Raw genomic sequence first — 23,212 nt, forward strand, 5'->3', positions numbered from 1 at the left:
ATGAGGTACCTATGAAAATATTGCTCAAACAAGCCATTGTATACCCTATTACATCTCCAAAGTTTCAAGGCGATGTACTCGTTACAGGAGAGCGAATTACCGAGGTCAAACCTTTTATTCAACCTACTCAAGATATGACCGTTATAGATGCACGAGCACTCCATCTCTTACCTGGCTTTATTGATGTCCATACTCACCTTGGTCTCTATGATGAAGGTACTGGTTGGGCTGGAAATGATGCCAATGAAACATCTGAAGTTTCAACACCACATATTCGTTCTTTAGATGGAATCCATCCTCTCGATATCGCCTTTCAAGACGCTGTACAAAATGGAATTACAACCGTTCACGTTATGCCTGGCAGTCAAAATATTATCGGGGGTACTACTTGTGTAATAAAAACAGCTGGAACTTGTATTGATCATATGATTATTCAAGAACCTGCTGGTTTAAAGATTGCCTTTGGAGAAAACCCTAAAAAAGTCCATAGTAATGGAACAAAAGAATCCATAACACGTATGGGGATTATGGGGTTACTTCGGGAATCATTCTATGAAGCACAACACTACGGGCACGAAGCTGATTTTCGAATGCTTCCTATTTTAAAAGCATTACGTCGTGAAATACCCGTACGTATCCACGCTCACAGAGCAGATGATATTAGTTCTGCGCTACGCTTTGCAACGGAATTCAACCTCGATCTACGTATTGAACATTGTACAGAAGGACACTTTCTTGTTGAAGAGCTTTCGAAACACAATTTGAAGGTTTCAGTTGGTCCCACTCTGACACGCCGTTCTAAAATCGAACTAAAAAACAAGACATGGGATACTTACCATATATTATCCAAAAATGGTGTGGAAGTTTCTATAACAACCGATCATCCTTATACACCCATTCAATATTTAAATATTTGTGCCGCTGTCGCAGTAAGAGAAGGATTAGACGAGAAAACAGCACTAGAAGGAATCACCATATTCCCAGCGCGAAATTTGCGTTTAGAGGATAGAATTGGAAGCATCGAGGTTGGAAAAGACGCCGATCTCGTGTTATGGACTCATCATCCTTTCCATTATTTAGCCAAGCCTGTACTAACTATGATTGATGGAAAAATAATTTACAAAAAAAATAAAAAAAACTAGTTTATTTTTTTGACTAGATAAAGTATTATACGATTATAAACTGAATGAAACCATAATCAATTTGTGTCGTGATTATCATTTTCAAATTGATGAATGGGGAAGGCAAATGGTGCGCCACCAGCGTTAGAAACTGGTTCTAGTGGGTTCGATTCCCACCCCGAAATTTTTTAAAGATTGATATAAAAATTTCGAGGGTGGGGTGTTTTTTCGTCATGCTACCCTCGTGTGAGGAGGAGTTAGTATGTTGAAAAAACGCGACTTACACGACAGCCACGTTCTATACGAGTTAATGGTGGATCCAGCTGTCTTCCCTTTTGTGCGTCAAAAGGCTTATTCTTATGAAGAATATTTATTCTTAACGAAACAAACGATTGAAGCTGAAGAGCGTGGTGAATTAATTTCACGCACAATTTTAGATGAATGGGGTAACCCTATCGGAACAATTACTTTATTTGATGTGCAAGAAAAAGCTGGATTTCTCGGGACATGGCTTGGCAAACCATATCATGGAAAAGGCTATAATAAATTGGCAAAAGATTCATTTTTTAGTGAACTTTTCTATGAATTAGATATTGAAACAATTTTCATGCGTATTCGTAAAATAAATATTCGTTCTATTAAAGCTGCAGAAAAACTGCAATATGTGAATCTAGCAAATGAAACAAGAAAAGCCGTATATGATGAAATTAACGCAAACGAAGAAGTATATAACTTATATGAAATTCCAAAAGATCAATACACACTTGCTACAATGCGAGATACAACCTTCCAAGATGCTCATCAATTAAAAGAAGCATAATCTAAATTTTCTGAAATGATAATCAATCATTAACATTTTCCATATGCGTATATCCCCTCATGTCTTTGGAAACGATAAATAGTAACTTTAAGACACGAGGTGATTTGTAATGGATAAAAAGAAACGTGATAAAGCAAAAAACACATTATCTAGTACACAAGAAGTTCTCTATCAACGCGAATTTCAAAAAGCAGATCGTGCAGCAGGATATCGCTCGAAAAGCATTTAAAGTGAAAATGAATAATTAGAAGTTTCCCCCCTAATTATTCATTTTCATTACATAATTTTCTCGACTGATAGAAGTAAGCAAAAAGGCCCCTTATGCTTATGCATAAGGGGCCTTTTTGCTGTGGACAACTTTATCCACAAAACTGATGCAATTGTTAGTAATTTTCAAAAACATTTAATATCTTTCTATATTCAAGCATATATCGACTGTTTTAATTGTGGATATTTTTCTAAAAATTGTGGACAATGTGGATATAGTTGTTAATATTCCGACTTTACTGTTTAATGAAAGCGCAATCCTTTTGTGGATAAGTAGCTAAATTTTCTTTGAAAATAACAAAGAACCCTCTTTACATATACAAAGAGGGTTTCATATTAAGTAAAAGATTGTGCAAGAGCAGGTGATTTAATAGGTATATGACGCGGTTCTGCATGATTTTCTGCCAAAATTGCATCTACAATATGACCAGCTGGCTCTGGAAGATAGATGCTTTTCATTGCTTCTTTCATTTGAAGAAGCTTCACATCATCTTGTAATAATGCCTCTGTTTTTGCGAAAACCTCACTATCATCGCGAATGACAACTGCTGCTCCTTTTTTTTCAAAGTACATCGCATTTTCATTTTCTTGTCCTGGAACAGGCTTATATAAAATGACAGGTACTTGCAACGCTGCTGCTTCACTTAATGTTATTCCGCCTGGCTTCGTAATCATACAAGAAGTAACTCGGAATAATTCATCAATATTTTCAACATACCCAAACACTTTTAATGCATCGGAATTTTGCTTCTGTAAACTTAATAAATCATGTTTTAAAGCTTCATTTTTTCCACAAACGACAACTACTTGTAAATTAGGCACTGACATAAATGATTGGCATAGTTCTTTTACATTTCCTAATACCCCATGAGCACCTGCTACAATTAGTAAAATCTTTTTATTCTTACATAACTGATATTTATTATATATGATGTCTGAATTTACCTTTAACTCAAAACTACTCCGAATTGGAATTCCTGTTTCAACAATTTGTTCCGCAGGTACACCGATATCAACCATCAATTCTTTCACGTAATCCGTTGCAACAAAATAACGATCTACTTCTCGATGAATCCATATTTTGTGCACGCAAAAATCCGTTAATACGTTATAGACAGGAATTGAAATCCCCGTTTGTTTTTTCAATTCTGGTACAGCAATAATTGGAAATGTATTAATTACAATATCTGGTTTCTCCACCTGTAACAGTGTTTTCAAACGTTTTCTTCCAAAGTTCGCATACCAAGATGCTATTTTCTTATCATAAATTTTTTCTACCCCGTAATAAAACAAACGATATAATTCTTTTCCTATTGTATAACTTTTTAAATATAGATATTTTGTAATGTCAGTTATAAATGGATGTGATTCTCCAAACAAGTCGCATACAATAACATCTTCAATTCCTTTTTGGCGAAATGTTTGTTCTAATGTTTTTGCTACTTGCACATGACCATTACCGTAATGTGCAGTTAATATTAAAACCTTGGGGTTTTTTATCAAACAAATCCACTCCTAGCTTTTTGTTTCTCCATATTGCATATACGACAATAGGAAAAACATTTTCCTTAAAAATTACATAAACAGATTCTAATAATTCCCTTTTCAGCTATGTACCTGTCGTGGATATGCAAAGCATATAAGATTGACCCCTTAATCCTATCTGTGCTCATATCTTTACATTATACTTTCCTATAAGAGCTTTCGCAATAACTTACAAATCTTCTCTATTCCATGATACTCACTCTTTTACTTCTTAATTCTTTTTACTATTTTGATTTCCCTTTACAATTATGTAAATTTATCCACTTAATCCGTACAAAATTATGGATATTCTACTTTCAGTATACTCTTTTATCAATATATACTCTAGATTTTATTGTAAAGAAAGCAAAAAGCCTAATCCAATATTTGGATTAGACCGCTTGTAAAATATGTTTAGCATGTTCTACATTTTTCTCAGTAGGTGGTTCTACATTTGCGAGTGGGTACTTGTGTCCAAGCGCCTCCCATTTATATACACCAAGCTTATGATATGGTAACACTTCAACTTTTTGAACATTAGACAGACTTTGAATAAAGCTAGATAGTTTTTGTAGATCCTCTTCATTATCCGTAACACCAGGAACTAATACGTGTCGTACCCAAATCGCTTTATTCTTATCCGATAAATAACGAGCAAATTGTAAAATATGTTCATTTGGTTTCCCTGTTAATTTACGATGCTTTTTGGAATCGATATGTTTCAAATCCAATAAAACTAAATCTGTATAATCCATTAAAATATCTAGCTTATTTTGGAATTCTGGTTCCTCAGAATAACACCCACCAGAAGAGTCGATTGTTGTATGGATACCAGCCTCTTTACACTTTTTAAACAACTCAATTAAAAAGTCTAGCTGTAATAATGGCTCTCCACCGCTAACTGTTATACCGCCTCCGGAGGCTTCAATAAATGGAAGGTAACATGTCACATCCTGCATCACTTCTTCAACTGTTATTTCTTTACCTTTACCGATTTCCCACGTATCAGCATTATGACAATATTGACAACGTAATAAACACCCTTGTGTAAATATGACATAACGAATCCCTGGGCCATCAACAGTACCACAAGACTCTACAGAATGTATTCTTCCTTTTACCATGTTACTTCCTCCTTTATTGAAACAGCCTCCCTTCGCTATGTATTAAAAGCGAAGGGACACTTTTTTCATTTACATGCTTTCATGCATTGTACGGTTAATTACATCAATTTGTTGTTCACGAGTTAATTTAATAAAGTTTACAGCGTAACCAGATACGCGAATTGTTAATTGTGGATATTTCTCAGGATGTTCCATTGCATCCATTAATGTTTCACGATTAAATACATTAATATTTAAGTGATGGCCTTCTTTTACTGCATAGCCATCAAGCATAGATACTAAGTTACGTACTTGTACATCATCTTCTTTACCAAGTGCTTTTGGAATAATAGAGAATGTATTAGAAATACCATCTTGTGCATCTTCATATGGTAATTTAGCTACAGATAATAATGAAGCTAATGCACCTTTTGTATCACGTCCATGCATTGGATTTGCACCTGGTGCAAATGGTTCTCCAGTACGGCGTCCATCTGGAGTGTTACCAGTTTTCTTACCGTATACAACGTTAGATGTAATAGTTAAAATTGACATTGTATGAACGGAATTACGATATGTTTTATGTTTACGCAGTTTATTCATAAATGTTTTCACGAGATTTACAGCGATCTCATCTACACGATCATCATTGTTACCGTATTTTGGGAAGTCTCCTTCAATCTCGAAGTCAACTGCAATACCATTTTCATCACGGATTGGTTTTACTTGTGCGTATTTAATTGCACTTAATGAGTCTGCTACTACAGATAGACCCGCGATACCTGTTGCCATTGTACGAAGAACATTTGTATCATGAAGTGCCATTTCAATACGTTCATAGCTATATTTATCATGCATGTAATGGATAACATTTAATGTGTTTAAATATAGACCCGCTAACCATTCCATTGTCATATCAAACTTATGCATAACTTCTTCGTAATTTAGTACTTCAGAAGTAATTGGTGCGTACTCAGGACCAACTTGTGCTTTTGATTTTTCATCTTTACCACCGTTAATCGCATATAATAATGCTTTCGCTAAGTTTGCACGAGCTCCGAAGAACTGCATTTGCTTACCGATTCTCATTGCAGATACACAACAAGCAATTCCGTAATCATCGCCGTAATCAGCACGCATAATGTCATCATTTTCATATTGAATTGCTGATGTTTTGATGGACATTTTCGCACAGTAGTTTTTAAAGTTCTCTGGTAATTGTTTAGACCAAAGAACTGTTAAATTCGGTTCTGGAGCTGGTCCTAAATTATCTAATGTATGCAAGAAACGGAATGAGTTCTTTGTTACTAATGGACGACCATCTAATGCCATACCACCGATAGATTCAGTTACCCAAGTTGGGTCACCAGAGAATAATTCATTATAATCAGGTGTTCTTGCGAATTTCACAAGACGTAATTTCATAATGAAGTGATCTACAATTTCTTGTACTTCTTCTTCTGTTAAAGTACCATTTGCTAAATCTCTTTCAATGTAAATATCTAAGAATGTAGAAGTACGTCCAAGACTCATTGCAGCTCCGTTTTGCTCTTTAATCGCTGCAAGATATGCGAAGTATAACCACTGGAATGCTTCTTGTGCATTTGTTGCTGGTTTAGAAATATCGAAACCATGAGAAGCAGCCATTTGTTTTAGTTCTTGAAGTGCACGCATTTGCTCAGATAACTCTTCGCGTAAACGCATTGTATCTTCGCTCATTACACCACCAGTTAAATTCAAATCAGCTTTTTTCGCTTCAATTAAATGATCAATACCATATAATGCTACGCGTCGATAGTCACCGATAATGCGTCCACGACCGTATGCATCTGGAAGACCAGTAATAACACCTGATTTACGTGCATTTCTCATTTCTGGTGTATAAGCATCAAATACACCTTGGTTATGAGTCTTTCTCCAATCTCTAAAAATACGACTAAGTTCTTTGTCCATTTCGTATCCATAAGATTCACAAGCTTGTTCTGCCATACGAATACCACCATATGGTTGTAAAGAACGTTTAAATGGTTTATCAGTTTGGAAACCAACTACTTTTTCAATATCTTTATTTAAGTATCCTGGGTCATGTGATGTAATAGAAGAAACAATTTTTGTATCCATATCAAGAACGCCACCGTTTTCACGTTCTTTTGTTGTTAAATCCATTACTTGATCCCAAAGTTGTTTCGTTGCTTCAGTTGCTTCTGCTAAGAAAGATTCGTCTCCTTCGAAAACGTTTACATTATTTAAAATGAAATCGCGAACATCAATCTCTGCTTTCCATTTTTCACCTTTAAAGTTTTCCCATGCGTTTTTAACATTTTCTAATACTTGAGTCATCCTAATCTCCTCCATTTTTGATTAGTACAGGACTAAGATTTTTTATATAACAGCTTACACACTTAGAATACTACTTTTTTACGAAAGTGAACGAAATAGTTGTGACATGTTTGTGAAATATTGAGCAAACTACTATATATATAGTGTTAACTTCATTTAAAAGTCTTTAAAATTAACCCTTTCCTTAATTGTATTTTTTTGGTATCCTTATATACGAGTCCTATTTTGTAATATAAGAACAATACCCATTGTAGAGCTGTAATACTCTTATCTCCTAATCTGTTATAGTTTTTATAACAGAACAAAAAAGTGTACACATGTTGTACACTTTTTTTGTTACTTCTATAAAACATCTCTTTTTCTATTGCCATCATAGAATCCGCCACGATTGTCTGTTGATGCAATTATTTGCTCTAGTCCTTCTATATGATCACCTATAATTCGAAGTACAGCTGGAGGATGACCTATTTTTGCAAAATGTTCACTGGGACGAATACGGTTCATCTTATCAACCTCAACACGACATACACATGCAATTTCAAATCCAGAAAGAAGAGCCTTCACCTGTGCTACACAAGGTGACAATAAAGATTTATATCCAATTGCTTTCAAACACTTGTGGCTAAATGCATTAGGTACCGCAATAAGTGAGCCTACCCCTAAATCCTTTCTATCACAAGCTAAATTTAGTGCATACTTAAATGCAGTTACAAGATGAAGTGGTACTCTTAAATCTAAATAATGATTTAAATCATTTAATGCGACGTCCTTTCCATCTGCAATAGCTTTTGCAAAAGGATATAGTTCACTAGCTGGAATAACAAAATCACCATCTATAAATAACACAATTTCTCCTTTTGCAAAATAAGTTCCAAGTGAACGCCCTACATCGTTTCCAAGGGCTTCTTTATATACAATGGTTGTTGCGCCTTTGTCTTTTGCAATCGTTGCTGTTTTATCTGACGAACCATTTACGACAACGATGATTTCAAAAGGTTCAATTTTACGAAGCTCTTCTATAACCTTTCCAATTGTTTTCTCTTCATTTTGTACAGGAATAACAACCGATAGTTGCTTTTCTCTATACAAATTGGATGTAACGCCCCATCCTTGATAAAAATCTTCGAAATTTAAAGTATGATAGACGCTATCCCTTTTCCTATTTCCATCATAATATCCCCCGCGTATATCACTGCTTACTATTCGTTCTGCAACTGCTTCTATATGATCACCTATCATTCGTCTTTCAGATTGAGAAAGGTTCGTGCCATATGCAGCATGTTCAATCGGTCGAAATTTATTCGGCGTAATAACATCAATAGCACAATGACGGTTAATTCTCCATTTACTTTGTGCTATACGTAAATGAGCTACAATAGGATTAACTAAACATTCATATCCAATACTTTGGACGACTTCTTTCGTCAACGCATGAGGTACAGATAATAAAGAATCTATCTTTAATTCTTCACGCTCTAACATTGCATTTAATATTTGACGCCACACTGTAACGGAATGGGGTTTTTGTTTCTTTAAAAACAATGCGTCCAAATTATTTAAAACGATGTCAGTCTGATCATGTAAAATTGGATTAAGAAACAATTGTAATTTGGAAGTTGGAATAGCAAAGTCCCCATCTATAAATAGTAATACATCACCTATCGCATGTTTTGCGCCAACTGCACGCCCAACATCGTTTCCTAATAGTTCTGTATACCTGATTACTTTACAACCTAGCTGATCAGCAACCTCTTCTGTACCATCATTACAACCATTTGCTATGACAATAATCTCTACTGGATTTAACGGTTTTACCGATTGAATAACTCCTGAAATCGTATCTACTTCATTACTTGCAGGAATAATAACTGATAGCGACTTAGCCATTGTTTTCTTCACGAAACCATTTAATAGTTTCTTTCAATCCTTGTTCCCACGTTACTGTCGCTTGAAATTGAACAAGTTCTCTTAACTTTGTTACGTTCGGCCTTCTATTCGGAATTTCTTCAAAGCCATGTGGATATACTTCCTCAAAAGGAACTTGTACAATTTTCGAAGAAGATTTCGTTAGTTTTTTTATTGTTTCTGCTACTTCTTTTATACTCTGTTCGTTCTCAGAACCTATATTAATAATCTCACCATTTACCTTCTCATCCATTGCCCGAATTGTTGCTTCTACCGCATCACTCACATACGTAAAGCAACGTGTCTGCTTTCCATCTCCATATACGAGAATGTCTTCTCCTTGCAAAGCTGCACGGATAAATCGCGGGATTACTCCTGCATATGGACCATCTTTCGCTCTTGGACCATAAATATTAAAATAACGAACAATCGTTACAGGTAAGCCTTCTAATGCGTATCCTAAACATAATGTTTCTTCTAACGTTTTACAAACTGCATAACTCCAACGAATTTTAGAAGTTGCCCCGTACAATCGATCTCCTTCTTCAGAGAAAGGCGGTTTGCCTTTACCATATACTTCTGAAGTAGATGCAAAAACTACTTTCTTCTTTCCTTTTAATGCTGCTTGTAAAATGTTTCTCGTTCCGTCAAAATTCGTTTCAATGAGCTCTATACTTTTTTCCATTGTCGTTTTAACACCTAAAATTGCTGCTAAATGAAACACTACATCATGTTGATTTACTAATTCATAAATAGAGTTTTTATCTAAAACACTTATTGGAATAACCCGAATCTCTCTCATTAGCTCATTATGATACTTATTTTTCCCTTTATAGAAGTTATCCACAATCGTGACTTCATAACCCCTTCTCACCAACTCTTCAGCTAAATGAGATCCAATAAATCCGGCCCCACCTGTAATTAAACATTTCTTACTCATACACTCACCTTCTTTACGATTCCCCGTGTATCTATTACTCGGTTCATTCCTTTAAAAAGCTTCCAATCGATATTAGAGTGGTCAGTTAAAATTAAAATACAACCTGCCTCTTTAACTGTTTGTTCATCCAAAGCAACAGATTGATACACCTTATCTCCAATTTCCGCGGAAGAAATATATGAATCATGGTATTTTATCTCGTATCCTTCTTTTATTAGTAATTGAATAATTGGCAAAGCCGGTGATTCTCTCAAATCATTTACATCTTTCTTATATGCGATTCCTACAATTAAAACTAGTCCGGGTGATTGCACCATGCCCTTTACTTTCCGGACTATTTTCTCTGGCATTTCTTCATTAATTACATGTGCCGCCTCAATTAATTGACTAATTGCCCCATTCTTTTTTATTCTCCATTGAAAATATAAGGGGTCTACGGGAATACAGTGCCCCCCTATCCCTGGTCCTGGCCAATACGGAGTAAATCCAAAAGGTTTTGTAGATGCCGCTTCAATGGCCTCATAAAAATCAATCCCTAAACTTTCACATAATGTGTTTAACTCATTTACTAAAGAGATGTTAACTAAGCGCTGAATATTTTCAAATAACTTACACATCTCTGCTACTTTCGGCGAACTAACAGGTACAACTACGTCAAAAATGGTACTATATAAATCCTGTACTTTTTGTTTACACTTTTCTGTTTGTCCACTAATAACTTTTGGAATAGATTGAACTGAATATTGACTATTTGCTGGATCAATTCTCTCAGGGGAATATCCGATATAGAAATCTTCTCCTACCTTTTGGCCAGCTTGAGAAATAATAGGAATAATAACTTCCTCAAGTGTGCCTGGATATGTGGAACTTTCAAAAATGAAGGTTTGTCCTTTTTGGAGATTTTGTTGTATATAATGCGAAGCTGAAATGAGGGCACTTAAATCTGGTTCTCTTCGTTCATTAATTGGAGTTGGAACAGTAACAATAACATAATCACTACTTTGGAAATCAGTAATACCTTTATCTGGTGTATTTACTATTAATTTATTTTTAGTCAATAAACTTTGCAACACTTTAGAAGAAACATCTGGAATATAACTTTCTCCTTTTATAATCGATTCTATTTTTCTAGTATCTTTATCTAATCCAAGTACGGTATGTCCTCTTTCTGCAAAATGGACTGCTAAAGGAAGACCAACATACCCTAATCCAATAATAGCTACTTTACTACTAGCATTCATCTGTATTCTTTTCTTCCTTTCTCAATTGTTGAATAGTGTCTCTATCGCGATCTCCATCTGTAAAACTCCCACGTTCGTCTGTATATTGCAATAGATAAGCAATCGCCTCAAGTTGATCACCGAAAATACGGTCAAATGCCGGAATACGCCCATTTACAAATCCATGTTGCTCCGGGCGTACCCGATTGGTTTTTATAACATCTACAAATTCTACTGCTGTAATAGAAAAAACCTCCAAAATAGCTTTCATTTGAGCTAATGGCGGAATAACAAGCGAGTCATATCCTATTTTCTCTATTACCCTTTTATGCATAGCATGTGGTACTGCCGTTAATGAGTTATTCCATAAATCCGGTCTTTTCGCTACTAAATTCATAAAATATTTCCCCATACTAATTGGATCTGCAGGATGAAACATATCTAATAAGCATTGTAAATCATTTAAAACCACGTCACTTCCATCTTCAACAGCTTGCAAAAATGGAGTGAGTTTTTTTGCTGGAATAACAAAATCACCATCAACGAATAAACAAATATCGGCTGTGGCATGCATAGCTCCTATTGCTCGAGCTACATTATGTCCGAGTGCTTCCTCGAATTCAATAACGATAACATTCTCTAACTTTGCCTGTTTAACAGTCTCAAAATCTGCTCCATTCGCGACAACAATAATTTCATCTACCCCTGCTTTTTTCACTTCTTGTATAACAGATCTTATCGTCATTTTTTCTTCTGACACTGGTATAATCGCACTATATTTCGCTTTTTCCTTCTTTAATACAACTGGTTTATAGTTCCCTATAAACTCCCTATCCCTGTTTCCCTCCGAAAAACCGCCGCGTTTACCATATGTTTCGATTACATATTGCAAAGCACGTAAATGATCACCCATAATACGGCTAGTCGCTTTCGGATAAGGAGAACCAGGTGATGTTCCTGTATGCACAGGACGAACCTTATTTGTGTGAATTACATCGACCGAAGCCGTATCAACAATATCTACTCCTCTAGACATCGCTATCGCTTGAAATAGTGCTGGATCTGCTAAATTCCACCACCCAAGTTTCTCGATAACTTCCCTGCTCATCGCATGTGGAATTGCGATTAAAGATCCAACAACAAGCTCTTTTTTATTCAAATAGCGATTCAACATGAACTTTCCAACTGTCGTATAATGTGGTCTCATCTTTAAATAAACCGACCATGTTAAATTATTCACAACAATTTGATGCCCTTGTCGAATTCCTTTCACGAAACGTTGTAACTCTTTACTATCAATAACAATATCACCATCTAAAAACAAAACAATTTCACCTTTTGCTTCTCTAGCCCCAATAGCCCGTCCAACATCATTGCCAAGAGAATGTTTATAATAAATCACGTGACAATGATGTTGTAACGCTATGTCTTTCGTTCCATCTGTCGAGCCATTATCTACTACAATAATTTCGTAAGGCTTGAGCTTCTCCACTTCTACTAAAACTTGTGATAAAGTACTCGCTTCATTGTGCGCTGGAATAACAACTGATACTCTCATACTTGTATCACACTTACCCTTCCAAGCGAACATAAGCAATAATAGGAGTACGCACGATTACATCTTCCGGTGGTCCATAAGAAGGAGAAGTACGAACACTTACTGCCCCATCCGTCACAGATAACAGAATGCCTGCAACAATTTCTACAGCTGTAACAACTTGCACTAACTCACCAACATGGTTACGCAATTCATCAGTAAATAACATATATAAGTCTCCTTTCTTACGCTTCTTTTATTGATATAATACTTGTAAATGGTAATAAAACTTCAGTTCCTATACCTTCTTGCAATGTTAAGAAATCATCACCAACTGCTACAATCACACCTGTTAATTGTCCAACTGTCACCGTAATTTCAACGTTTTTACCTAAATACTGCTTTGCAATTTCTTTAAAAGGTGATGTATTGCATTCTTTTAAAATGTTACAAATAATAGATTGAAATTGGCTTGATTTTATAAATTCTTCCGTAGCTTGCTTAGAGTTTCTTTGAATAAACCTTGCAAAGTTTTGCGAAAATAAAAGTCGTTCCACAGCAGGCAATAATTTATCATCTAAAAAATAGCTTAATTGTCTATTAAACAATCTTGATAATTTATGCCAATATTTTCTGAACAGACACATACACTTCTCCTCCTATTATTTTTAGATTATAAAATTTTACATCCATACATCTTAATGTATACAAAATAGATATTTTTGTGATAGGTAAGGCATACATTTTCTAAAAGAAATATTTGTTTCAGGGCAAAAAAAAACTATCCAAAAGGATAGTTTCTTACACTTCAATATTTCGCAACATCGTATAAATGTCATTATTCACTTTACCAAATGATTTAATGTTGTTTTGAATGTTAGATAATAAAACAACATACACACTACCGTTTTTACTAAATCCATTTAAACAATTCCAACCTGGCATTACACCGTGATTCGAATAGCTTCCTGGGTCTACGTACCAGCCAAATCCGTAATCTTTTTTCACGGCTGTAAACATTTGATCGTAACTCGCTTTTGAAATTAACTTTCCAGAGTATAACGCTTCGTTAAATAAATATAAATCATGTGCACTCGTATATATATCACCACAACCATATAGTTGTGACATGCTCGGAATATTAGGTGTTGTCATATTATTATTTACTATTTTATAACCCGTTGATGGGAATCTTGTTTGTTCTAACGCTGTGCCAAAACCAGAATGTTTCATACCGGCAGTAGCAAAAATATGTTGTTTAATATATTCTTCAAGCGACTGTCCACTTACCTTCTCGGCAATGTATGCAAGTATAGAGTAGTTCGAATCGGAATACTTCCACTTCTCTCCTGGACCACTAATACGCTTTTGATTTCCTATTCGCTTTATCAGTTCTTCATGAGAAATATCTTCTTTTCCTTGCTCATATTCGGGAATCCCTGATGTATGTGTTAATAGATGTTTTAGCTGAATACTATTACCTTGTGGAAAATCTGGAATATACTTCGCAACAGTATCTTCTACTTGTAATTTATTTTGATCTTTCAATTGCATAATAGCAGTTGCTACAAACGCCTTTGAAATAGAGCCAATATAAAAAGTCGTCTCTGAATTATTCGGTACTTGCTGCTCTTTATTTGCCATACCGTACCCTTTATTCAGAAGAACTTTTCCGTTCTTCACAATAACAGCTGTCCCGCTAAATCCTGTGTTTTGTAAATACTGGTCCAATTGAGCGTTTTCATTAATTTCTTGAGGTGGTCCTTCAGCAGGCTGTTCCGCAGCTTGCGCTTGCTTCACTTGTTCTTCTTGCTCTTTTTGTTTTTGCTTCTGTACGTCTTGTTTCTTTTTTTCTTCTTTCTTTTTTAGCTCTTCTTGTTTCTTCATTTCTGCTGCCGCTTTTAAAGTTTCTTCTTTCTTATTATGCGCAACAATTTTTGTATACATGAAATATACAAGTGATAATAGTAAGACGAGAATGATTGTCCTTTTTATGTATACAATCGGCCGATTTGCTTTCCCATTCGCATTATTTTTTTCCTGATCCATAATTACTTTTTTCCCCTTACTCACCAATAATTTAATTCCTCTACTAAAGATTTATTTTAGTAGATTATGGATAATCCATTCTATATCATCCCTACTTTATCACGCACTACACATATTACCAACCCATATGTACAAAAAAGAAAAAGAAAATTTACAAAAGTAAGATTCCCGTTAAATTGTTAACAAAAAAAGAGGATATCCTGTAAAAAATTGATGTTATCAATCTTTTTAGACATCCTCTTATCTCATTATTTATACGTGTTTTTTCATATCATCGGCAACAGATTCAACATTTGTACCTACGATAACTTGTACACTTGTATTACTTAATTTCATAACACCTTTTGCACCAGCACGTTTTAATGCTGCTTCATTTACTTGACCAGCATCTTTTACTTGTAAGCGTAGACGTGTTGCACAGTTATCAATAACTGTTAAGTTTTCTTTTCCGCCTAAAGCTGCTACGTAAGTTTCACCAATTGAACCTGCAACTGGAGCTTCTTCACCTTCAGCTACTTCCTCTTCGTCTTCACGACCAGGAGTTTTTAGGTCGAACTTCTTAATTAAGAAGTAGAATACAACGAAATAAATTACTGCGTAAATTAAGCCGACTCCCGCTAGTAATAATGGTTTTGTTGCAATACCGAAGTTTAAGAAATAATCGATTGCACCGGCACTAAATGTGAAACCATCGTGAATACCAAGAGTTGTTGTAATGAATAAAGAAAGACCTGTTAATACAGCATGAATACCATATAATACTGGTGATAAGAACATGAATGAGAATTCAATTGGTTCTGTAATACCAGTTAAGAATGAAGTTAATGCTAGACCACCTAACATACCTGTAACCATTTTACGTTTTTCTGGTTTAGCAGCCGCAATCATTGCGAAACATGCTGCTGGTAAACCGAACATCATAACTGGGAAGAAACCAGTCATAAACATACCCGCTGTTTTATCTCCGGCAAGGAAGCGAGCAATATCACCATTTACAACATTACCTGCTGCATTTGTAAAGTCACCAAGTACGAACCAGAAATATGTGTTCATTACATGATGTAAACCGATTGGAATTAATAGACGGTTTAATAAACCAAATAGCCCTGAACCAACTGCCCCTAAATTAACAATTCCATGAGCTAATGCATCGATAGCATTTTGAATTGCTGGCCAAATTTGTGCGAATAGAATTCCTAATATTAACATCACAACCGATGTAACAATTGGGACGAAACGTTTTCCAGCAAAGAACCCTAACCATTCTGGAAGTTTAATCTTATGGAATTTATTATAAAGAAGTCCCGCTATAACACCAACAATAATACCACCTAAAACTTTCATATCCACTTTAGTCGATAATTCGGCTGCCTTAGATACTTGTGTCATTGTATCTGCAAGCTTAGATGGATCAACATTAGCGCTATTACCTATTAAATCTTGGACTTTGCCTAATTTATCTTGTAATTCTACAGTAGAATATCCCTTACTAAGTGCATCAATACTGTTTTTCATAACTAGATAACCAATTGCACCTGCAAGACCTGCTGCACCACTACCATCAACTGAAAGACCGATTGCAATACCAATTGCAAAAATGAGTGCTAAATTATCAAAAACTGCTGCACCGGCCTGTGCCATAACAGGAATATCAAATACATCTGGTTGCCCTAAACGAAGCAATAATCCTGCTGCTGGTAGTACGGCGATTGGAAGCATTAACGCTTTACCAATACGTTGTAAAAACTGCAACATTTTAATTCCCCCTATCAAATTTATGAAATCGTTATCATTATAAGTACGCCTTAGAAAACGCTTTCTATTTACATAACCATAATAACATATAGTTGTATAGATGTGTAGTTTTTATTTTCGAATTTTTTATGGATAAATCTCCTATTTCCAAACTGTTATATAAAAGGGAAATTCTCCTTTTTTAATACAAAGGACTTGAAAGAACGACCTACTATAGAACATATAACTTTCGTTTTATCATTCCACTTTTTCATGTTATTATTTATTTCCGAGCATATCGGGAAAAGTAAACTTAGTTAATTCGAAATAGGAGCGTTGGTACTATGCAGTGCATTGAAACAAACAACTTACAACAGTTGTTAGAACAAGTAAAACCATATACGAAAAAAGGAAAACTTGCTACTTATATCCCCGAATTAGGAAATGCAAATCCAGACGATTTAGGGATTGCCATTTTCCATAAAGAAACAGAATATATCCATGCAGGCAACTCACAAACACTATTTACTCTTCAAAGTATTTCCAAAGTAATTACACTTGCCCTTGCCCTTTTAGACCGTGGTGAAGAATATGTATTTTCTAAAGTTGGAATGGAACCAACGGGTGACCCATTTAATTCTATTATTAAGTTAGAAACGACAAGTCCATCCAAACCCCTTAATCCAATGATAAATGCAGGAGCATTAGCTATTACAAGCATGTTAGCAGGAAAAGATAACGAGGAAAAAATGGAACGTATTCTTCATTTTGTACGTGAAATAACAGATAACCCTACTATTAATTATTCCTCTAAAGTTGCCGATTCAGAATTAGAGACAGCTTATCTAAATCGTTCGCTTTGCTATTATATGAAACAAAACGGTATTATCGATTGTGATATTGAAGAACTTATGGATTTATATACTCGTCAATGCGCAGTTGAAGTAAACTGCATCGATTTAGCACGTATCGGCTTAATTTTTGCAATGGATGGATATGATCCATATAAAAAGAAACAAATCATCCCTAAACATATTACAAAAATTTGCAAAACATTTATGGTCACATGTGGTATGTATAACGAATCTGGTGAATTTGCAATACGCGTTGGTATCCCTGCAAAAAGTGGTGTAGCGGGTGGTATTTTCGGCTGCGTAAAAGGCGATATGGGAATCGGCATTTTCGGACCAGCTTTAGATGCAAACGGAAATAGTATTGCTGGTTTTAAAATTCTTGAACTTCTTTCTGCTCAAGAAGGCTGGAGTATTTTTTAATCGCGAGTTATCCTGCTATACTAGCAGGATTTTTTATTTCACCAAAACCTCACTTTTGTCAGTTATCAATCCTCTTACAAAAACAGTGCTGAAAGTTTCTCTATATCATGCATATTTGTTCCCCCCTCCTGAATAATATAGTACAACCTAGCGCTATATGTGGAGGTGTGAAAGATGAAACTAATATTTCAAATGGGAAAACAACCTGTTCTTGAAAAAACAATCCTTCTTTTTATATTGAGTATTGTAGAAAGCTTGAAGTTAAAAGTTGTTTCACTCGACGAAGCTCACCGATACATATTCAATTTAGAAGTACTTGAATTATTAATGGATCGGAACATCGATGATCAAGTACTTGAACTTATTCATTTCGGGATGGGACTTGAAGACATTCATCATGTGCTTCCTGAAGAACTTGAGCATACTATCGAGGAATTAAAATGGCTTTGCATCCAAGTGTTAAGTGAATACAGTATGCATGAAGAATCAGAGCAATTAATTGAAGACATACGCTAAAAAGCACCTATGTAGTATGTAGGTGCTTTTTATTTATTAAGAAGTAAATATCCGATGTCGATATATGCAATTTATTCAAGTATTTCCGAGGAAATGCTCGAACATTGCTTTTCTATTTTCACAACAACTGATCAATCCCAATAAGTATTAATAACACTCCTGCAATAACCGTCGCCCATTTCCCTAAGTATGCTGCTAAATATCGTTTCCCTACATATACAAAACCACTTATGCAAATAAAACTAAACACCCCAGAAATAGTCGCTGTAAGCCAAAGGTTTAAATTTGTTACTCCAGCATCGAACCCACCTGCGATATTATTAATAGACAATGCAACCCCTAAAACAAGTGCTTCAGAAAAACTAATTGTTTTAGATCCATCAAAATCTGCTTTTTCTGGATCACGTAAAATTCCCATAAGTACATTATCATCTTTAGAACCTGCTATATTTTTTTGACTCAAGAAAGGCTGGCATAAAATAAACACCCCGATTATCCCTAAAACGATTGCTCCAATCAAGTTTGCTGTAAACTCTGAAATAAATAACGCAATCCAGTTCCCAAAAAATCCAGCTAGTAAAGTAAATAAAAACCCGAAGAATGCGATGATAAAATTGTTAAACCACGAAATACGAATTTTACGAATGCCATACGCAATTCCAACACCTGCATTATCTAAATTAGAAGCGATCCCGATTAAAAAAATTGAAAATAAGCCTGCCGTACTCATAAATAGTCACCCCTTTTTCTCACTTTTCAATGCATATTATGAAAATGTTGAGCAACTGTGCCTGTCTGTTTCATATACTTGTAATAAATGCTCAACATTTTTTCAACACTAAAAAAGGAGTGCCTACACTATGGCTAATGAAAATCCGAATGATCGGCTTGGTAAATTAATAAAAAAACTTTTAAAAGAACGCGCCCTATCTATGCGCCAACTAGGAATACTTACAAATATTGATCCTGCAACAGTCTCAAGAATTATTAATGGCAAACAACCGCCAAAACAAAAACATCTACAAAAATTTGCAGAATGTCTTCAAGTTCCACCCCAATTGTTATTTGATGAAATGTACCCTGATTCTCCTCACATAAATAAAGAAAAAACGGATATGTACACATCTCTTGATACCATTCAGCAAACTTTACAATCCTCTAACTTATTCGATTTCGATTACACTACAACTCGCGTAAAACAAGAACTCGAAAATTACGAACGCTATGCCCAGACAACAGAAGGCGAAAATCGTATTCGTGACAGTTTCGCAAGCAAATTAGAGCAAATTGATAGTGCTGGTCCTTTTATTGAACAATTAACAGATATGTATCAACAATTTTGCAATGAAACCATTTCAAAAGAAGAACGTGCAGTTCTTGGGAGCGCATTACTTTATTTCATTTTATCGACAGATATTATTCCCGACTATCTCTTTCCAATTGGCTATTTAGATGATGCGATTGCCGTTGAATTAGTAAAAGAGAAATTACTTGAAATGAAACGAAAGACATAGCAAAATAAAGAACTATTTCAGTTGTTTATATTCAACTCTGAAATAGTTCACTAAAAAATCGTACAAGTATACATACTCGTACGATTTTACTATACAAATCTATTTTTTCGTGTGGCACCATTCATATATAAATGTTGTTATCACTTTTGTAAATTCAATTAACTGTTCAATTTCAACTTTCTCATTTACAGAATGTGCTTCTTCTAATGTACCTGGTCCATATATAATCGCTGGAATGTGAAACTCACTAAACCAACCGCCATCAGTTACCGTTGCAGACATATCTAAAATTGCATTTTTTGATAGAATAGACTCGTGTACTGAGCTAAGTTTTTTTACAGCTTTATGTTCACTATCTATTTCTAATGAAGGGAAAATTTCCCCACGATCTACAATCATTGATTCTCCGCCCCACTTAAATTGTGGCGGATTTTCACTTAACCATGGATCGGCAGCTGCCACCTTTCCAATATACTCTTCAATTTCGTTTATTATTTGTTCATGTGTTTCATTCGGATAGAAGTGCACTGTTATCCACAATCGGCACTCATCCGCAATAAACGCCGCATGCCTTCCTCCCTCAATAACAGCTGGATTAATTGTTGTTGTTCCAGATGGATAGCCTTCATATGTTTTCATAACTGCCCAGTGGCGCTCTAATTCTTGTAAGCTTTGTACAATTTTCATCATTTTTTCAATCGCACTCGCTCCAAATAAACGTCCTCCAGCATGGATCATTTGTCTGCGCGTTGCATCATGAAACGTTTGTGGACTTTTCACTGTAATCCATCCAGTAATGACACCACCTTGTCCTTGCATATGTAAATCGCTCGTATCCACTACTACTGCAAAATCAGCATCGTAACCCCTTTTGCAGCATTGAAGTGTACCTGCTTCTCCAACTTCTTCTCCAATTACCGATTGAAAAGTTAAATCTCCAGGTAATTCAATACCAGCTTCTTGTAAAAGTTGAATGGCAAATAGCGCTCCAGCCAGCCCACCTTTCATATCTGCTGCGCCACGTCCAACTAACCAGCCATCTTTTATAAATGGATCAAATGGATTTGTTTCCCATGCCTCATCTGCTGACACTTCGGCTACATCCATATGTCCATTAATAATAAGACTTTTATATGAGTCACTTTTTATCCCTTTTTTTACCCCAACAACATTCGGATCATTCGGATATACATCCCATTTATCAATACTAAAATTTCGTTTTCTTAAAAACTCTGCAACAAATTCTTGTGCTTCATTTGTATTTCTCGCTGGCGGTGCTGGTGTTTCAAAACGAATTAATGTTTTTGTAAGTTCTAGTAATTCCTCTTTCCTTGAATCTATTTGTTTTAACAACTGCGAAACTTCTGGATTCATCGCTAATTCCCCTTTGCATACATAGTATGTTTTCAGCTTTATTTTCACAAAAAAAGAGACTGTTTACAATTTTACAGTCTCCTAATTAATCACTATTATAAACTCTCTACTTCCGTTGTATTTGTCTTTTCAATATGCTCTACATTACTTCCCTTATTTCTTGTAGCACGATAAAACAGTAAGCAAACAATCATAAATGGAATACCACAATACAATGCCATTCTTTGTTCTGGAATAAAGGCCATGCCAACGATTACTGTTAAATTTAATACTAACGCAAGAAGTGGTACAAATGGATACAATGGTGTTTTAAATTTCAAGTCCTTAACATCCCCGCCCCGCTTCATGTATGACCTTCTAGCTAATAAATTTGATAAAGCAATAGATGCCCAAACTAGTATCGCTCCGAATCCAGCGATAGAAAGCAGCCATAAATAAACTGTATCTTCCGCATAAATACCTGATAGTAGTGAGAGACACCCTACAATTGTGCTTACAATTAATGCATAAATAGGAACACCGTTTTTAGATAACTTTCCAAAAATCGGACTAATCATTCCTTGATTAGACATAGACCATAACATACGCGAAGTTGCATATAATCCTGAATTCGCAACGGATAGTACTGCTGTAATAATAACGAAATTTATAATATCTGCTGCATAAGGAATACCAATTTTATCAAATACAACTACGAATGGACTTTCTATTACTCCTGCTTGCTGCCAAGGGAATAGTCCAGCAAGAATAAAAATAGATAGTACAAAGAAAACAAGTATACGCCAAACTGTATTGTTAATTGCCTTCGGGATCGTTTTCTCTGGATTTTCACTCTCACCTGCTGCAATACCAACTAATTCTGTTCCTTGGAAAGAAAAATTAACTGCAATCATTGTAATTAAAATGGCTGATAATCCATTTGGAAACAATCCACCATAATCAGTAAAGCTAGAGAACATTGGCGCTGGTTCATTTCCTTTCATATCTAGAAAACCAAACATTGCTGCCCCGCCCAAAATAATAAATGCAATAATTGTAATTACTTTAATACTTGCAAACCAAAATTCCACTTCCGCAAAACTTCTTGAAGATAACGCATTAATAGCAAAGAGCAGTACCGCGAACACTACACACCAAATCCATGACGGTACATCAGGAAACCAACGTTTCATCAAAATACTAACTGCAATTAATTCAATGCCTATCGTAGCAGACCAGTTTAACCACGACATCCATCCCACTACATAACCCGCTGCAGGGGAAATATGCTTTGTCGCATACGTTTGATAAGACCCTGCGTCAGGCATCGCAACCGCTAATTCTCCAAGACAGAGCATCGTTAAATACATTACAAATCCACCGACAAGATAGGCTACAATTGCTCCTCCAGGCCCAGCTTCATGAATCGTATAACCTGATCCTAAAAAAAGTCCTGTACCAATAACTCCACCGAGTGCAATCATAAATATGTGCCTGCTTTTCAATTCTCTTTTTAATCCTTGGTTTTGATCCATCATATAAATCCCCCCTTTTCACTTTGCCAATCCATTTAATGTAAGCGTTTTTAAAATTATTCACCGTAAAAATAATGATTTAAAAGAGCAAAAATACACATCACTTACATTAATCACTGCCTGTTACTAAAAGGTCATCCCTTACTGTTATTAATAACTTTTGATCAGCAATAGCTTGTCCTTCTACTACTTCTAATGATTCAATATAACCACTGATTCCTATCTTAATTTCTACTTTCTGTTTATCTATCGTTTCAATTAACGCTAATTTCTCCCACTCGTATACGTAAGAACTTTCCGTAACAAATAACTTCTCTACTTTTCCATAACAAGGACTATACACACCTTCTATAACTGTCTTCACTTTATAAATCCCTCCCTCTTATTAATTGACACCGAAACGTTGTATATCCTGTAAAAATTCATATTCTCCCCTCTAGAGATTTCAAATATTATTTAT

General features: G+C 35.3%; 22 protein-coding genes and 1 pseudogene. 6 read left to right on the forward strand and 17 right to left on the reverse strand.

The features are described from left to right. The first annotated feature begins 11 nt into the window (after positions 1–11). The 3 genes from MRP26_RS23295 (at position 12) to MRP26_RS23305 (ending at position 2,170) form a co-directional block, all read left to right on the forward strand. Positions 12–1,142: an amidohydrolase gene (locus MRP26_RS23295; protein WP_000698297.1), complete on the forward strand. Its 1,131-nt coding sequence runs from the start codon at positions 12–14 to the stop codon at positions 1,140–1,142. A gap of 241 nt (positions 1,143–1,383) precedes the next feature. Next, positions 1,384–1,941, forward strand: a complete 558-nt coding sequence (locus MRP26_RS23300; RefSeq protein WP_000914737.1) for a GNAT family N-acetyltransferase — start codon at positions 1,384–1,386, stop codon at positions 1,939–1,941. Positions 1,942–2,050: 109 nt separating this feature from the next. Next, a complete protein-coding gene (locus MRP26_RS23305) occupies positions 2,051–2,170 on the forward strand; it encodes a YfhE family protein (protein ID WP_000358482.1) in 120 nt (39 codons plus the stop codon). Between the two features lie 374 nt (positions 2,171–2,544). On the opposite strand, the gene MRP26_RS23310 is transcribed toward MRP26_RS23305, so the two are convergent. The 13 genes and pseudogenes from MRP26_RS23310 to MRP26_RS30985 all read right to left on the reverse strand — a co-directional run bounded on the left by MRP26_RS23310 (position 2,545) and on the right by MRP26_RS30985 (position 16,835). Further along, positions 2,545–3,711 carry a diglucosyl diacylglycerol synthase gene (locus MRP26_RS23310; protein ID WP_053565322.1) on the reverse strand — a complete coding sequence of 389 codons (1,167 nt, stop codon included), beginning with the start codon at positions 3,709–3,711 and terminating at the stop codon, positions 2,545–2,547. A gap of 413 nt (positions 3,712–4,124) precedes the next feature. Next, on the reverse strand, positions 4,125–4,856 hold the full coding sequence (pflA, locus tag MRP26_RS23315; RefSeq protein WP_000238463.1) for a pyruvate formate-lyase-activating protein: 732 nt from the start codon (positions 4,854–4,856) through the stop codon (positions 4,125–4,127). Between the two features lie 69 nt (positions 4,857–4,925). Further along, a complete protein-coding gene (gene pflB, locus MRP26_RS23320; protein WP_000195468.1) occupies positions 4,926–7,175 on the reverse strand; it encodes a formate C-acetyltransferase in 2,250 nt (749 codons plus the stop codon). A gap of 152 nt (positions 7,176–7,327) precedes the next feature. Continuing rightward, positions 7,328–7,549, reverse strand: a complete 222-nt coding sequence (locus tag MRP26_RS23325) for a hypothetical protein (protein WP_002094217.1) — start codon at positions 7,547–7,549, stop codon at positions 7,328–7,330. Then, the gene (locus MRP26_RS23330; protein WP_053565323.1) at positions 7,518–9,062 is read right to left on the reverse strand and encodes a glycosyltransferase family 2 protein; all 1,545 of its coding nucleotides are present in this window, start codon (positions 9,060–9,062) and stop codon (positions 7,518–7,520) included. The genes MRP26_RS23325 and MRP26_RS23330 overlap by 32 nt, the downstream gene beginning before the upstream one ends. Continuing rightward, a complete protein-coding gene (locus MRP26_RS23335) occupies positions 9,055–10,020 on the reverse strand; it encodes an NAD-dependent epimerase/dehydratase family protein (protein WP_064532189.1) in 966 nt (321 codons plus the stop codon). Before MRP26_RS23335 ends, MRP26_RS23330 begins: the two co-directional genes overlap by 8 nt. After that, complete coding sequence (locus MRP26_RS23340) at positions 10,017–11,261, reverse strand: nucleotide sugar dehydrogenase (RefSeq protein WP_071730629.1); 1,245 nt, start codon at positions 11,259–11,261, stop codon at positions 10,017–10,019. The genes MRP26_RS23335 and MRP26_RS23340 overlap by 4 nt, the downstream gene beginning before the upstream one ends. Further along, positions 11,251–12,798: a glycosyltransferase family 2 protein gene (locus MRP26_RS23345; RefSeq protein ID WP_098679273.1), complete on the reverse strand. Its 1,548-nt coding sequence runs from the start codon at positions 12,796–12,798 to the stop codon at positions 11,251–11,253. Before MRP26_RS23345 ends, MRP26_RS23340 begins: the two co-directional genes overlap by 11 nt. A 13-nt stretch (positions 12,799–12,811) precedes the next feature. Further along, positions 12,812–13,006, reverse strand: coding sequence for a hypothetical protein (locus MRP26_RS23350; RefSeq protein WP_000899471.1), 195 nt, complete (start codon positions 13,004–13,006; stop codon positions 12,812–12,814). Between the two features lie 16 nt (positions 13,007–13,022). Continuing rightward, complete coding sequence (locus tag MRP26_RS23355) at positions 13,023–13,424, reverse strand: LSm family protein (RefSeq protein WP_048563992.1); 402 nt, start codon at positions 13,422–13,424, stop codon at positions 13,023–13,025. A gap of 154 nt (positions 13,425–13,578) precedes the next feature. Continuing rightward, entirely contained in the window at positions 13,579–14,826 is a 1,248-nt protein-coding gene (locus tag MRP26_RS23360; protein ID WP_197241077.1) for a serine hydrolase domain-containing protein, read from the reverse strand. Between the two features lie 252 nt (positions 14,827–15,078). Next, positions 15,079–16,581 carry an N-acetylglucosamine-specific PTS transporter subunit IIBC gene (gene nagE / locus MRP26_RS23365; RefSeq protein WP_000938907.1) on the reverse strand — a complete coding sequence of 501 codons (1,503 nt, stop codon included), beginning with the start codon at positions 16,579–16,581 and terminating at the stop codon, positions 15,079–15,081. A 141-nt stretch (positions 16,582–16,722) separates the two neighbouring features. Further along, positions 16,723–16,835, reverse strand: a pseudogene (locus MRP26_RS30985) (transcriptional regulator). A gap of 69 nt (positions 16,836–16,904) precedes the next feature. Between MRP26_RS30985 and glsA the strand changes: the two are divergent. Further along, on the forward strand, positions 16,905–17,834 hold the full coding sequence (gene glsA / locus MRP26_RS23370; RefSeq protein WP_001149850.1) for a glutaminase A: 930 nt from the start codon (positions 16,905–16,907) through the stop codon (positions 17,832–17,834). 174 nt (positions 17,835–18,008) lie between these two features. Further along, on the forward strand, positions 18,009–18,350 hold the full coding sequence (locus MRP26_RS23375; protein WP_000766603.1) for a DUF3969 family protein: 342 nt from the start codon (positions 18,009–18,011) through the stop codon (positions 18,348–18,350). Between the two features lie 118 nt (positions 18,351–18,468). Here the strand turns inward: MRP26_RS23375 and ytaF are convergent, their stop codons facing one another. Then, on the reverse strand, positions 18,469–19,080 hold the full coding sequence (gene ytaF / locus MRP26_RS23380) for a sporulation membrane protein YtaF (protein ID WP_071730624.1): 612 nt from the start codon (positions 19,078–19,080) through the stop codon (positions 18,469–18,471). Between the two features lie 130 nt (positions 19,081–19,210). Between ytaF and MRP26_RS23385 the strand changes: the two genes are divergently transcribed. Then, complete coding sequence (locus tag MRP26_RS23385) at positions 19,211–19,864, forward strand: DUF1232 domain-containing protein (RefSeq protein WP_071730622.1); 654 nt, start codon at positions 19,211–19,213, stop codon at positions 19,862–19,864. A gap of 99 nt (positions 19,865–19,963) precedes the next feature. Here the strand turns inward: MRP26_RS23385 and MRP26_RS23390 are convergent, their stop codons facing one another. The 3 genes from MRP26_RS23390 to MRP26_RS23400 form a co-directional block, all read right to left on the reverse strand. After that, a complete protein-coding gene (locus tag MRP26_RS23390; protein WP_098679276.1) occupies positions 19,964–21,238 on the reverse strand; it encodes an acetylornithine deacetylase in 1,275 nt (424 codons plus the stop codon). A gap of 95 nt (positions 21,239–21,333) precedes the next feature. Then, the gene (locus tag MRP26_RS23395; protein WP_000969253.1) at positions 21,334–22,755 is read right to left on the reverse strand and encodes an amino acid permease; all 1,422 of its coding nucleotides are present in this window, start codon (positions 22,753–22,755) and stop codon (positions 21,334–21,336) included. 106 nt (positions 22,756–22,861) lie between these two features. Then, complete coding sequence (locus MRP26_RS23400; protein ID WP_000859489.1) at positions 22,862–23,116, reverse strand: biotin/lipoyl attachment domain-containing protein; 255 nt, start codon at positions 23,114–23,116, stop codon at positions 22,862–22,864. Positions 23,117–23,212 lie beyond the last annotated feature (96 nt).

The sequence above is a fragment of the Bacillus sp. CCB-MMP212 genome, assembly GCF_022748145.1.
Classification (GTDB): Bacteria; Bacillota; Bacilli; order Bacillales; family Bacillaceae_G; genus Bacillus_A; species Bacillus_A cereus.

Bases quoted from the DNA above. Each gene is read 5' to 3' on its own strand.
- MRP26_RS23345 (WP_098679273.1), bottom strand. From the start codon at position 12,798: ATGAGAGTATCAGTTGTTATTCCAGCGCACAATGAAGCGAGTACTTTA.
- MRP26_RS23375 (WP_000766603.1), top strand. From the start codon at position 18,009: ATGAAACTAATATTTCAAATGGGAAAACAACCTGTTCTTGAAAAAACA.
- MRP26_RS23305 (WP_000358482.1), top strand. From the start codon at position 2,051: ATGGATAAAAAGAAACGTGATAAAGCAAAAAACACATTATCTAGTACA.
- nagE (WP_000938907.1), bottom strand. From the start codon at position 16,581: ATGTTGCAGTTTTTACAACGTATTGGTAAAGCGTTAATGCTTCCAATC.
- MRP26_RS23385 (WP_071730622.1), top strand. From the start codon at position 19,211: ATGGCTAATGAAAATCCGAATGATCGGCTTGGTAAATTAATAAAAAAA.
- MRP26_RS23335 (WP_064532189.1), bottom strand. From the start codon at position 10,020: ATGAGTAAGAAATGTTTAATTACAGGTGGGGCCGGATTTATTGGATCT.
- MRP26_RS23390 (WP_098679276.1), bottom strand. From the start codon at position 21,238: ATGAATCCAGAAGTTTCGCAGTTGTTAAAACAAATAGATTCAAGGAAA.
- ytaF (WP_071730624.1), bottom strand. From the start codon at position 19,080: ATGAGTACGGCAGGCTTATTTTCAATTTTTTTAATCGGGATCGCTTCT.
- MRP26_RS23355 (WP_048563992.1), bottom strand. From the start codon at position 13,424: ATGTGTCTGTTCAGAAAATATTGGCATAAATTATCAAGATTGTTTAAT.
- MRP26_RS23325 (WP_002094217.1), bottom strand. From the start codon at position 7,549: ATGATGGCAATAGAAAAAGAGATGTTTTATAGAAGTAACAAAAAAAGT.
- MRP26_RS23295 (WP_000698297.1), top strand. From the start codon at position 12: ATGAAAATATTGCTCAAACAAGCCATTGTATACCCTATTACATCTCCA.
- MRP26_RS23300 (WP_000914737.1), top strand. From the start codon at position 1,384: ATGTTGAAAAAACGCGACTTACACGACAGCCACGTTCTATACGAGTTA.
- pflA (WP_000238463.1), bottom strand. From the start codon at position 4,856: ATGGTAAAAGGAAGAATACATTCTGTAGAGTCTTGTGGTACTGTTGAT.
- MRP26_RS23395 (WP_000969253.1), bottom strand. From the start codon at position 22,755: ATGATGGATCAAAACCAAGGATTAAAAAGAGAATTGAAAAGCAGGCAC.
- pflB (WP_000195468.1), bottom strand. From the start codon at position 7,175: ATGACTCAAGTATTAGAAAATGTTAAAAACGCATGGGAAAACTTTAAA.
- MRP26_RS23340 (WP_071730629.1), bottom strand. From the start codon at position 11,261: ATGAATGCTAGTAGTAAAGTAGCTATTATTGGATTAGGGTATGTTGGT.
- glsA (WP_001149850.1), top strand. From the start codon at position 16,905: ATGCAGTGCATTGAAACAAACAACTTACAACAGTTGTTAGAACAAGTA.
- MRP26_RS23330 (WP_053565323.1), bottom strand. From the start codon at position 9,062: ATGGCTAAGTCGCTATCAGTTATTATTCCTGCAAGTAATGAAGTAGAT.
- MRP26_RS23350 (WP_000899471.1), bottom strand. From the start codon at position 13,006: ATGTTATTTACTGATGAATTGCGTAACCATGTTGGTGAGTTAGTGCAA.
- MRP26_RS23360 (WP_197241077.1), bottom strand. From the start codon at position 14,826: ATGGATCAGGAAAAAAATAATGCGAATGGGAAAGCAAATCGGCCGATT.